Annotated in this window: 6 protein-coding genes and 1 pseudogene; 6 read left to right on the top strand and 1 reads right to left on the bottom strand. The window is 67.8% G+C overall.

The annotated features are described in order from the left end of the window. Positions 1-351 precede the first annotated feature (351 nt). The gene (locus I8J32_RS16245; protein WP_200613595.1) at positions 352-2,574 is read right to left on the bottom strand and encodes a M3 family metallopeptidase; all 2,223 of its coding nucleotides are present in this window, start codon (positions 2,572-2,574) and stop codon (positions 352-354) included. A 246-nt stretch (positions 2,575-2,820) separates the two neighbouring features. On the opposite strand from I8J32_RS16245, the gene I8J32_RS16240 reads away from it, so the two are divergent. The 6 genes and pseudogenes from I8J32_RS16240 to I8J32_RS16215 all read left to right on the top strand — a co-directional run bounded on the left by I8J32_RS16240 (position 2,821) and on the right by I8J32_RS16215 (position 12,257). Further along, positions 2,821-3,249 (top strand): CBS domain-containing protein, encoded by a 429-nt coding sequence (locus tag I8J32_RS16240; RefSeq protein ID WP_200613593.1) that lies wholly within the window; start codon positions 2,821-2,823, stop codon positions 3,247-3,249. A gap of 188 nt (positions 3,250-3,437) precedes the next feature. After that, on the top strand, positions 3,438-5,510 hold the full coding sequence (locus I8J32_RS16235) for an amidohydrolase family protein (protein ID WP_200613591.1): 2,073 nt from the start codon (positions 3,438-3,440) through the stop codon (positions 5,508-5,510). Positions 5,511-5,713: 203 nt separating this feature from the next. Continuing rightward, positions 5,714-8,098, top strand: a pseudogene (locus I8J32_RS16230) (TonB-dependent receptor). Between the two features lie 158 nt (positions 8,099-8,256). Further along, positions 8,257-8,742 (top strand): glutathione peroxidase, encoded by a 486-nt coding sequence (locus tag I8J32_RS16225; RefSeq protein ID WP_200613586.1) that lies wholly within the window; start codon positions 8,257-8,259, stop codon positions 8,740-8,742. A gap of 3 nt (positions 8,743-8,745) precedes the next feature. Continuing rightward, positions 8,746-9,120: a hypothetical protein gene (locus tag I8J32_RS16220; protein ID WP_200613583.1), complete on the top strand. Its 375-nt coding sequence runs from the start codon at positions 8,746-8,748 to the stop codon at positions 9,118-9,120. A 107-nt stretch (positions 9,121-9,227) separates the two neighbouring features. Further along, positions 9,228-12,257: a bifunctional diguanylate cyclase/phosphodiesterase gene (locus tag I8J32_RS16215; RefSeq protein ID WP_200613580.1), complete on the top strand. Its 3,030-nt coding sequence runs from the start codon at positions 9,228-9,230 to the stop codon at positions 12,255-12,257. The last annotated feature ends 60 nt before the right edge of the window (positions 12,258-12,317 follow it).

The following is a 12,317-nucleotide window of genomic DNA, read 5'->3' as shown; positions in this document are numbered from 1 at the left end:
GTCCTGCATGGGGCCGCGACCGGGTTTGTCCCGCGCCTCCCTGGCCCCGGAGGGCGGCAGGCGCGCGTACGGAAGTCGGAAGGCCCGCGTGACGGCCCGCAATTGTATCCGGCCCACCGGAGCGGCCGCCATCGCCGGTCCAGCCTGCCGCGTCCCGGGCGGGTCAGGTGGGGCGGGATTCCCCGGCCAGCGGCCCCCATCCAGGGCTCGGGGTCATCGGACTGGGCCCGGGTCAGCGCTGGGGTGCGAAGCAGGTACCGCCGCATGGCACCCGCCTGACCGTGGCGGACGCGCAAAAGAAAAGCGCCCGGATTGCTCCGGGCGCCTTTCGCAATCAGGACCTGGAGGCCCTTACTTCTGCTTCGCCTTGTCCTGCGCGGGGCCTGCGTCCGCCGGCGGGGCCGAGTCGTCTGCCTTCGGCGCTTCGGCCAGGCCACGCTTCTCGAGCAGCGGGCCGATCTTCGCTTCGTAACCGGCGAAGTTCGGGAACAGCTTGCCGGCCGCGATCTGGCCACCGGGCGCCAGGACGTACTGGCGCATGCGGTCACCGTTCTCGCGGGTCAGGCCGCCGTGCTGCTTGATGAACTGCACGGTGTTGGCGTCGAGCACTTCCGACCAGATGTAGGCGTAGTAGCCGGCCGCGTAGCCGCCCATGATGTGGCTGAAGTAGGGCGTGCGGTAACGCGGCGGAACCGGGGCGTAATCCAGGCCGTCTGCCTTCAGCGCGGCGGCCTCGAAGGCCATCACGCCGCTCGCGTCGGGCAGCTGGTCGGCCGGCAGCTGGTGCCAGCGCTGGTCAAGCATCGCCGCGCCCAGGTACTCGGTGGTGGCGAAGCCCTGGTTGAACTTCGAGGCCGCCAGTACCTTGTCCAGCAGTTCCTTCGGCATCGGCGCGCCGGTTTCATGATGCTTGGCGTAGTTGGCGAGGATTTCCGGCCAGTCCGCCCACATCTCGTTGACCTGCGACGGGTATTCGACGAAGTCACGCGGCACGTTCATGGTGAAGTACGGGTACTTCACGTCCGAGAAGAAGCCATGCAGGGCGTGGCCGAACTCGTGGAAGGCGGTGGTCACTTCGTCCCAGGTCATCAGCGTGGGCTTGCCTGCGGACGGCTTGGGGATGTTCAGGTGGTTGGCGACGACCGGCTTGCGGCCGTCCAGCGCCGACTGGCCCACGTAGGTGTTCATCCACGCACCGCCACGCTTGGACTCGCGCGCATAGGGGTCGAAGATGAAGATCGACAGCGGCTTGCCGTCCTTGTCGAGGACGTCGTAGATCCAGGTGTACGGGTGGTACTTGGGCAGGTCGGTGCGTTCCTTGAAGCTGATGCCGTAGAGCTTGTTGGCCGCGAAGAACACGCCGTTCTCCAGCACGTTCTTCATCTCGAAATACGGCTTGAGCTGGGATTCGTCGAAGTTGTACTTGGCCTGGCGGACCTTCTCGCTGTAGTAGGCCCAGTCCCACGGCTCGAGCTTGAAGGTCGGCTGCCCCTTGGCCTTCTGCTCGGCGTCGATCATCGCCTGCAGGTCGGCGGCTTCACGCTTGGCGTTGGCCACGGCGGCCGGCGCCAGCTGGCGCAGCATCTTGTTGACGTTGTCCTGGTTGGCGGCGGTCTCGTCGGCGAGGACGAAGTTGGCCGCGGTATCGAAGCCCATCAGCTTGGCGCGTTCGGCGCGCAGCTTGACGACCTTGGAGACGATGGCGGTGTTGTCCCACGCATTGCCACGGCTGCCGCGGTTGACCGAGGCCTTGTGCAGGCGCTCGCGCAGGGCGCGGTTCTCCAGCTGCGACTCGACCGGCTGGCCGGTGGTGTTGAGCAGGGCGAGGACGTACTTGCCCTCCAGCTTGCGGGCCTTGGCGGCTTCGGCGGCGGCATTGATCTGCTCGTCGCTCAGGCCCTTGAGCTCGTCGCGGCTGTCGACCACGACGGCCGAGTCGTTCACTTCGGCCAGCACGTTCTGGGTGAACTGCGTGCCCAGCTTGGACATCTCGGTGTTGATCTCGCGAATTCGGACCTTCTGCGCTTCCGAGAGCGCCGCGCCCGCGCGCACGAAGTCGTCGTAGCGGCGCTCCAGCAGGCGCAGGTCGGCAGCGTCGAGCTTGAGCGTGGTGCGCTTGTCGTACAGGGCCTTGATGCGGGCGAACAGCTTGGGATTGAGCGAGATCGCGTCGCCGTGCTCCGAGAACTTGGGCGCATAGTCGGTCTGCAGCTTGTCGCGCGCGTCGTTCTTGTCGGTGCCCACCAGGTTGAAGAAGACATTGGTGGCCCGGTTCAGCGTCTGGCCGGTCTTCTCCATCGCCACGATCGTGTTCTCGAAGGTCGGCTCGTCCGCGTTGTTCGCGATCGCATCGATTTCCTTCAGCTGTTCGGCCATGCCGGCGTCGAAGGCCGGGGCGAAGTCGCTGTCGTGGATCTTGTCGAACTGCGGATAGTTCAGCGGCAGCGGGCTGTCGGCTGAGAAGGGATTGGCCTTGTTCACGGTGGTGGCGGTCGGAGTGGCGTCCTTTGCGAGGACCGGGGTGGCGACGGTGGCCAGGGCGAGGGCAACAGCCAGCGCGAGCGGGTGCTTCATCGGGCGGATCTCTGCGAGCGGGAGCCGGAGGTTAACCCATGGCAGCGCGCGCCACCCCTGACGAAAGACAGGGGGCGGCCGCCGTTCATGGAGGCGGTCGCAGGGGCCGGCAGGTTCACGCCAGCCCCACCGGGACGAACGCAGACTGCCTTCCCGGGCCGCAGCGTGGTGTCAAACCGGCCGCAGGCCTGCCGCGGCCGCCCCGATCGCCCCCATCGCAGAATGAACCCCTTCAGGAGATCTTCCATGGCCAACGTGAGCTCGGTTATGACTTCCAACCCGGCGTGCTGCACCGCCAGTACGCCCCTGCGGGATGTCGCCCGGATGATGGTCGACAACGACTGCGGCCAGATACCGGTGGTGGACGAGGCGCAGCGCCCGATCGGCGTGGTCACCGACCGCGACATCGCCACGCGCGTGGTCGCGCAGGGCCGCGATGCGAACACCGCCTGCGCGAGCGACGCCATGAGCACGCCGGTGCGCACGGTGAATCTGCAGACCTCCCTGAAAGACGTGGTGTGCGCGATGGAAGCCGACCAGATTCGCCGGGTCCCGGTGGTCGACATGGACGGCAAGCTGGCGGGGATCGTGTCCATCGCCGACATCGCCCTGGCCGGCAAGGACGAGGCCACGGCCGAGGTGGTCAAGGAAGTCTCCGAGCGCACGCGCCACTGAGCCGCGGCCGGCCCGGGGCTCCCGGTCCGGCGCACTTCCGGGCCCCGCGCCGGCTGGCGCGGGGCTTTTTCGTGTCCGGCGACGGCCGGACCCAACCTTTGGCCTACAGCAACTCCGGCGGATCGGGGCGATGCTGCGGGTTCTGCCTCCGCCCCGCTCCCGGCGCAACCCTCGACAAGGATCCCTGCATGAAGACTGCCCTGACCCGTACCGCGCTTGCCGGCGCTTTGGCGCTGTTCATTGCCGGGCCCGCGTTCGCCGCGCAGACCCTGCGCTACGTCGCCCTGGTGGACAACGGCAAGCAGGCCGGGCACCAGACCGTCACCACCGGCGACGACGGGGTGACGCATGTGGACTTCATATTCAAGGACAACGGCCGCGGGCCGGAGTTGAAGGAAGAATTCTCGCTCGCGCCCGACGGCACGTTCACCCGTTACCAGGTCAAGGGGACCACGACCTTCGGCGCCCCGGTCGATGAGACCTTTTCCCGCGATGGCGATCAGGTGCAATGGAAGTCGACTTCCGACGAGGGCGCGCAGACCGTCTCGGGAACGGCGTTCTATTCACCGCTCAACGGCACGCCCGCCGGCAACTCCGTCGCCCTGGCGGCGCTGGCCAAGCGCGGCGACGGCCAGCTGCCCCTGATCCCCGGCGGCGCGCTGCGCATGCGCAAGGTCACCGAGATGGACGTCACGCGCGGCAAGGACAAGCGCAAGGTGCAGCTGCTGGCCATCACCGGTGTCGGCCTGACGCCGCAGTTCGTGTGGGCGACATCCGGAGCGGAGCCGCGCCTGTTCGCCTTCATCTTCCCCGGCTTCCTGCAGCTGATCGAGGAAGGCTGGAATGCCAATGCCGCCGCGCTGGAAGCCCGCCAGAAGCAGGCTGAAGGCGAGGCGCTGGTCGATCTGAACCAGCGCGTGGCCCATCCGCTGGCGGGAGCCACGCTGATCCGGAACGCGCGCGTGTTCGACAGCGAAAAGGCCATGCTCGGCCCGGCGTCGGACGTGCTCGTGCGCGACGGTCGCATCGTGTCCGTGGGCGCCGCCGGCAGCGGTGGCGCCGCCGACCAGGTCGTCGACGCCGCGGGCCGCGTACTGCTGCCCGGCCTGTTCGACATGCACGGCCACCTGGGCCGCTGGGACGGCGGGCTGAACATCGCCACCGGCGTCACCACCGTCCGCGACATGGGCAACGACAATACGACCCTCCAGCAGCTGATCGCGGAAGAGAAGGCGGGCACGCTGTTGTCGACCCGCGTGGTCACCGCCGGCTTCATCGAGGGCGAGAGCAAGATGTCGGCCCGCAACGGCTTCGTCGTCAGCAACCTGGAGCAGGCGAAGAAGGCCGTCGACTGGTATGCGGCCAATGGCTACGTGCAGGTCAAGATCTACAACTCCTTCCCCAAGGAGCTGCTCCGCGAGACCGCCGCGTACGCCCACGAGAAGGGCCTGCGGGTGAGCGGCCACGTGCCGGCCTTCATGCGCGCGCAGGACGTGGTGGAGCAGGGCTACGACGAGATCCAGCACATCAACCAGGTGCTGCTGAACTTCCTGGTCGACGAGAAGACCGATACCCGCACGCTGGAACGCTTCTACCTGCCGGCCGAGAAGGTCGCCGACCTGGATTTCGACAGCAAGCCGGTGCAGGACTTCATCGCATTGCTGGCGAAGAAGCAGATCGTGATCGATCCCACCATGTCCACCTTCGAGTTCCTGCGCCAGCGCGCCGGCCAGGTGCAGGAAAGCTACGCCCCGGTCGCCTCGCACATGCCGCCGGACATCCAGCGTGGCCTGAAGGTGGCGGAGATGAAGATCCCGGACGACGCCACCGCGGCGCGCTACGCCAAGTCGTACGCCAAGATGGTCGAGTTCGTCGGCCGCATGTACAAGGCCGGGGTTCCGCTGGTGGCGGGCACCGACGCGCTGCCGGGTTTCACCGTGCAGAGCGAGCTGGAATGGCTGGTCCGAGCCGGGCTGACCCCGTCCCAGGCGCTGCAGGTGGCCACCTGGAATGGCGCCAAGTATTCGCGCATGCTCGATGACCGCGGTTCGATCACTGCCGGCAAGCGCGCCGACCTGATCCTGGTCGACGGTGACCCGACCAAGGACATCGCGGACGTGCGCAAGGTCGCCCTGGTGCTGAAGGGCGACACCGCCTACTACCCCAGCGAGATCTTCGACGCCATGGGCATCGCGCCCTTCAGCACGCCGGTGAAGCTGGTCGCCGCCGACAAGGGCGCCGAGACCGGCAAGGCGCGCTGAGCCCGCGTCCGACGGTCCCCTGCGCGGCCACCCGGCTGACCCGGGTGGCCGCCGCCGTATGGCGGACCGGGCCGGCGGCCGCCGGTCCGGGGCAGGGTTCCGGCCCCCCGGGCGACGTGCGGGGCGTACCAGGGCGTACGGGCGGTTAACGATGGGCTAACATCCGCCGGTCACCCTGCCTTCCGTCCGCTCCGGAGCCCGCCATGTCGCGCAACCGCCACGCCCGTCGCCACCTTCTCGCCGTCTCGATCGCCCTGTCGCTGGCCGCCCCGCTGGCCGTCGCCCAGGACGCCCCGGCACAGGACGCCGCCCAGGCCCCGGCGGAGAAGGCCGCGACCACCCTGGACTCGGTCCAGGTGACCGCCCAGCGCAAGGTCGAGAACATCCAGGACGTGCCGGTTTCCGTCAGCACCGTGAGCGGCGAGAAGCTCGACGCGCTCGCCTCCGGCGGCAACGACGTGCGGTTCCTCTCCGGTCGCGTGCCCAGCCTCAACATCGAGTCGTCGTTCGGCCGCGCGTTCCCGCGCTTCTACATCCGCGGCTACGGCAACACAGATTTCCGCCTCAACACCTCGCAGCCCGTGTCGCTGGTCTACGACGACGTCGTGCAGGAGAACCCGATCCTCAAGGGCTTCCCGGTGTTCGACGTCGACCAGGTCGAAGTGCTGCGCGGCCCGCAGGGCTCGCTGTTCGGCCGCAACAGCCCGGCCGGCGTGGTCAAGTTCGAGTCCGTGCGGCCGTCGCAGGAACTCAGCGGCTACGGCAAGGTCGCCCTCGGCAGCGACAACATGTGGAATGTCGAAGGCGCCGTCGGCGGTCCACTGGGCGATCGCTGGTCCGGCCGCGCGTCGGCCGTGTTCCAGCGCCGCGATGACTGGGTGAAGAACACCTATCCGGGTCCGAACGATGGCTTCGAGGGCTACGACGAAGCGGCCGCGCGCGTGCAGGCCCTGTTCGAAGGCGAAAACTTCGAAGCACTGCTCAACGTGCACGCGCGCCACCTCAATGGCACCGCGCGGCTGTTCCGGGCCAACATCATCAAGCCGGGCACCAATGACTTCGTGGACGGCTTCGACGAGGACGAAGTCTCGGTCGATGGCTACAACCATTCCGAGCTCGACAGCCAGGGCGCCAGCGCGCGCCTCACGTGGGACTTCGGCCAGTACCGCCTGCACTCCATCACGGGCTACGAGTCGGTCGAGACCTACAGCCGCGGCGACATCGACGGCGGCTTTGGCGCGGTGTTCCTCCCGGTATCCGGCCCGGGCGTGATTCCCTTCGCCTCGGAAACCGCCGATGGCATCCCCGAGCACTCGCAGTGGACCCAGGAAGTTCGCCTGGAATCGAACTTCGACGGCGACTGGAACTGGCAGGCCGGCGTGTTCTATTTCAATGAGGACTACGACGTCGAGAGCTTCAGCTACGACTCGCTCAACGGCGGTGCCCTGGACGGCTACGAGCGGGTGAACCAGACCAACGACTCGTGGGCCGTGTTCGGTGCGGCGACCTGGCAGGCGACCGACCGGCTCGAGCTGCGTGCCGGCGCGCGCTACACGTGGGACAAGAAGGACCTCAACGTCGAGGAATACTTCGCCAACGGCTTCGCCCCGTGCATCCGCTACCTGTTCGTGTTCGGCCGTCCCGACCTGGCCAAGTGCAACATCACGCAGCTGGCCGCACAGGAGCCGGACGGCGACCTGTCCGCCTCGCCCGAGGACAAGAAGTTCAGCTGGGACCTGTCGGGCACCTACGAGATCAACGACGACGTCAACCTGTACGCGCGCGTCGCCACCGGCTATCGCGGCAGCAGCATCCAGGCCGCCGGCGCCTTCAATGGCAAGTCGGTCGCCGATCCCGAGACTTCGACCGCCTACGAGGCGGGCGTCAAGGCGGACCTGTGGGACAAGCGCGCGCGCATCAACGCGGGCCTGTTCTACTACCAGGTCAAGGACCAGCAGCTCACCGCCGTGGGCGGCTCGGCCAACGCCAACATCCTGATCAATGCCGACAAGAGCGTGGGCCAGGGCTTCGAGCTGGACTTCCAGGCCTACCTGACCGACTCGCTGCTGTTCACCCTGGGCAGCAGCTACAACGACACGGAGATCAAGGATTCCGACCTGGTGGTGTCGGCCTGCGGCACCGGCCAGAACTTCCCCAACCCCTAGGCCAACTGCACGATCCGCGATCCGCACGTGTATGAGCAGGATCCGGTGACCGGGGACTGGACCGCGCGCGCCAACATCGACGGCAACTCGCTGCCGCAGGCGCCGGAATGGACCCACAACCTCACCCTGCGCTGGGGCATGCCGGTGGGTGACGGCGGCGAGTTCTACGTCTTCACCGACTGGGTCTACCGGAGCGAGGTCAACTTCTTCCTGTACGACTCGGTCGAGTTCACCGGCAAGTCGCTGGTCGAGGGCGGTCTGCGCCTGGGCTACAACTGGGGGCAGGGCCGGTACGACGTGGCCGTGTTCGGCCGCAACATCACCGACGAGGTGCAGGTGGTCGGTGGCATCGACTTCAACAACCTGACCGGTTTCATCAACGAGCCGCGCACGGTCGGCGTGGAGTTCAAGGCCAGCTTCTGAGGCAGCCGCGCGCCTGCGCCAATCACGCCGGCGCGATCGCACCAACGCAGTCACGCCAACGCGACGCCGGGCCCTGCCCGGCGTCGTCGTTTCCGGATGGCAGGACGAGCCGCCGGTCGCGCGCTATCCTCGTGGGCGCAAACCCCGGGAGCACGACCATGCCGACCACTGCCTACGACTTCTCCGCCACCGACATCGACGGCCAGGCGCGCCCACTATCCGATTACGCCGGCAAGGTGATGCTGATCGTCAACGTCGCCTCGCAATGCGGCTTCACGCCGCAGTACACCGGCCTGGAGCAGCTGTGGCGCGACTACGGTCCGCGCGGCCTGGTGGTCCTGGGCTTCCCCTGCGACCAGTTCGGCCACCAGGAGCCGGGCAACGAGGCGGAGATCAAGAACTTCTGCTCGCTCAACTACGACGTCAGCTTCCCGCTGTTCGCCAAGGTCGACGTCAACGGCGACAAGGCGCATCCGCTGTGGAAGTGGCTCAAGGACGAGAAGGGTGGCCTGCTGGGCATCGACGCGATCAAGTGGAACTTCAGCAAGTTCCTGGTCGGGCGCGATGGACGCGTCCTCAAGCGCTATGCGCCGACCGAGAAGCCCGAAGCGATCGCAGGCGACATCGAGGCGGCGCTGGGCTGAGCCATGACCGCAGAACCCTTTGTCAGCTTCCAGCGTCGGGAGGGCATCCTCCGCGTCGAGGTGGAAGGCCACAGTTCGTTGGCCAACACGGTGAACTACTGGCATGCGATCGAGGACGAGGTCCGGCGCGAGCCGGTGCCCGCCATCATGCTGATCGACAACCTTCGCGGTCCTGAACTGACCGCCGAGCACTGGCGGGGTCTGGTCGAGGCCCTGAGCGGACATGGCCTGGAAGCGGTCCGCATCGCGCACGTCAAGCCACGTGGCCTGCAGCAGATCGAGTACTGCGAACTGTATGCGCGCGAGGCGGGCTTCCAGTCGCGGGTGTTCGACAGCGAAGTCACCGCCCGCTTGTGGCTGCGATACGGGGAAGGCTGACGGGACCGGACATGCCGCCGGGCCAGCCGAAGCCCGGCGGTCCTGCCCGCATGGGCGGCACCCGGGAGCATCTACTCACCTGATCGATCGGCGTACACTCCGGTCCCATGGCCACGCGCGCCCAGGATCTGGAGCCGCGCGGCGCGTCCGGCACCGGGGCAGGGACCGAATCGGCGACCGACTTCGTGTCCGCGTTGTTCGCCTTGTCCAGCCTCGAGGAAATCGCGGCTGCCGCCGCGCGCCACGCGCAGACCGCTTTTGGCGCGAGCCAGCTCCGACTGCTGTGGTCGCTGGGGAAGGATGACGGTGGTCGCCCTGCCTGGACAGGCTGGCCCGACGTCGCCTGCCGGCCGCTGCTGGACGAACTGGCGCACGCCCCGGGGCGCGAAGCGGAACTCATCGACGCCCCGGCGCTGGACACCCGCGTGCTGCCGCCGCTCGACGGCGCCGGGTCGGACGGGATCTGCCTGACCACCTCGCTGGGCCATTGGCCACCCTCGCACCGCGCGGTGATGCTCGCCGACTGGCCGCCTGCCGAGTTGCCCGCCGATGCGGCCTGCACCCAATGGCGCGCATTCTGCGCCGTGGTCGCCGCGCGCATGGGCAGTGCCCTGGACATCGCCGAGCAGCGGATGGCGGCCAAGCGCCTGGAGAAGACCGCCAAGCTGCAGACCGCGCTGTATGCGATTGCCGACCTCGCGGCGGGCGAACTGGACATGCCCGAGATGTTGCGCCGCATCCACGCCGTCGTCGATGAACTGATGTATGCCCGCAACTTCTTCATCGCCCTCTACAACGCGGTGACCGACAGCGTGCGCTTCATCTACTTCGCCGATGAGAAGGATCGGCGCGCCGTCGACCCCGAGCAGGAGTGGCCGGCCATCCAGATCAGCAACAGCCTCACCCTGGCGATGATCCGCGAGGGGCGCGGGGCACTGGGTCCCTCGGAGCGACTGCGCGAGGAATTCGGGTTGCTCACCGACGCCAACCAGTACGGCCCGGACAGCGCCGATTGGCTGGGCGTGCCGATGATGGGCGACGGCCAGGTCCGCGGTGCGATCGTGGTGCAGAGCTATGACCGGGCCGGGCGCTATACCGAGGAGGATCGCGCCCTGCTCGGGTTCGTCGCCCAGCACATCCTCACCGCGCTGATGCGCAAGCAGGCGCACGACGAACTGGAACAGCGCGTCGAGGAACGCACCCGCGAGCTGACCGAGGAAGTGCGCGAACGCCAGCGCGGCGAACGGCTGCAGGCCGCGCTCTACAGCATCGCGGACCTGGCCAGCAGCGAGCTGGACATGCGCGAGATGCTGCGGCGCATCCACGCGGTCGTCGGCGAGCTGATGTATGCGCGCAATTTCTACATCGCGCTGTACAGCGCGCAGCGCAACACCCTGCGCTTCATCTATTTCGCCGATGAAAAAGACACCAACATGTACAACACCGAGCTCGAGGTGCCGATCGAGCAGATGCGCAGCAGCCTGACGCTGGGCCTGATTCGCCGGGGCCAGGCCGTCCGCGGCAGCGCGCGCCACGTCGCCGAACTGCTGCAGGTGCCCGGCGGGATCGGCCTGGGCACGCCGGCAGAGGACTTCCTGGGCGTGCCGCTGGTCGCCGAGGGTGAGGTGCGCGGCGCGGTGGTCGTACAGACCTACGACCCGACCGTGCACTACACCGAGGAGGACAGCGCGCTGCTGAGCTACGTCGCCCAGCACATCCTGACCGCGCTCGCGCGCAAGAAGGTGCAGGCCGAGCTTGAGCGTCGCGTGCAGGACCGCACGCATGAACTGGCCGCGGCCGTGTCGGAGCTGCGCGAGCAGATCCTGGTGCGCGAACGCGCCGAGCAGCAGCTGGTGCACGAGAACCTGCACGACTCGCTCACGGGCCTGCCCAACCGGAACTTCCTGTACGGCGCACTCGAACGTGCGCTCGCGCGCCTGCATCGCGATTCCAGCCATCGCTTCGCCGTGCTGTTCCTGGACCTGGACCGCTTCAAGGTGATCAACGACAGCGTCGGCCATCTTTCGGGCGACCAGATGCTCAAGCAGGCCGGTGAGCGGCTGCTCTCGTGCGTGCGTTCAAGCGACGTCGTGGCCCGGCTGGGTGGCGACGAGTTCGCCATCCTCATGGAGGATATCCAGGTGCCCGAGGACGCCTGCCACACGGCGCAACGCGCGATCGCCTCGCTCAGCGAGCCGATGTACATCGCCGGCAAGGAACTGTTCACCTCGGCCAGCGTGGGCATCGCGCTGGGACATGCCCGCTACAGCAAGGCCGAGGAACTGCTGCGCGATGCCGACGTGGCGATGTACCGCGCCAAGGCGCATGGCCGGCAGCGCTTCGAGATCTTCGACGAGCGCCTGCACCAGGAGGCGCTGCAGTTGCTGGACCTGGAAAGCGACCTGCGCCGGGCGATCCAGCGCACCGAGTTCGAACCGCACTTCCAGCCGATCGTGAGCCTGCGCGATGGGGCCGTGCTGGGCTACGAAGCGCTGCTGCGCTGGCGTCATCCTGGCCGCGGCGTGCTGCTGCCGGCCGACTTCCTGAAGGTCGCCGAAGACAGCGGCAGCGTGGAACAGATCGACTGGCAGATGTTCGAGCGCACCTGTCGCGACATCCCGGCGCTGCAGGCCAACGGCGGTTATGTGACGCTCAACGTGTCACCACGGCATTTCCGTTCGCCGGCCCTTGCGCGCCAGCTGCTCGACCTGCTGGGCGAGCACGACATCAAGCCGCAGAACGTGCGCGTGGAAGTCACCGAGGGCGCACTGCTGGACAACCCCGACCAAGTGTTCGCCACCCTCGATGCCCTGCGCACGGCCGGAGTGCTCGCTGCGCTGGACGACTTCGGGACCGGATATTCCTCGTTGAGCTACCTCCACCGCTTCCCGCTGCATGCGCTCAAGATCGACCGCTCCTTCGTGAGCGCGCTGCAGCCGGGGGACCGCGGGGGCAGCGCCGCCGTCGTGCGCGCCGTGCTGGCGCTGGCCAACACGCTGGGCATGGAAGTGATCGCCGAGGGCATCGAGACGGAAGAACAGCGGCAATGGCTGCTGGAGATCGGCTGCGAGATGGGGCAGGGCTTCCTGTTCTCGCGCGCGCGACCGGTGATCGACTGGGTGGCGCGGCGGCATTAGGGCCGGATGGCGCTGCCCGAATCCCCGCCTTCCCCCGCAAGCGGGGGTGGGGAGTGCTGA

This window comes from Lysobacter solisilvae (assembly GCF_016613535.2).
Lineage (GTDB): Bacteria > Pseudomonadota > Gammaproteobacteria > Xanthomonadales > Xanthomonadaceae > Agrilutibacter > Agrilutibacter solisilvae.
This window is presented reverse-complemented; position numbering and strand designations above follow the sequence as displayed.

Coding starts and splice junctions, on each gene's coding strand:
- I8J32_RS16240 (WP_200613593.1), top strand. CDS start 2,821: ATGGCCAACGTGAGCTCGGTTATGACTTCCAACCCGGCGTGCTGCACC.
- I8J32_RS16225 (WP_200613586.1), top strand. CDS start 8,257: ATGCCGACCACTGCCTACGACTTCTCCGCCACCGACATCGACGGCCAG.
- I8J32_RS16220 (WP_200613583.1), top strand. CDS start 8,746: ATGACCGCAGAACCCTTTGTCAGCTTCCAGCGTCGGGAGGGCATCCTC.
- I8J32_RS16245 (WP_200613595.1), bottom strand. CDS start 2,574: ATGAAGCACCCGCTCGCGCTGGCTGTTGCCCTCGCCCTGGCCACCGTC.
- I8J32_RS16215 (WP_200613580.1), top strand. CDS start 9,228: ATGGCCACGCGCGCCCAGGATCTGGAGCCGCGCGGCGCGTCCGGCACC.
- I8J32_RS16235 (WP_200613591.1), top strand. CDS start 3,438: ATGAAGACTGCCCTGACCCGTACCGCGCTTGCCGGCGCTTTGGCGCTG.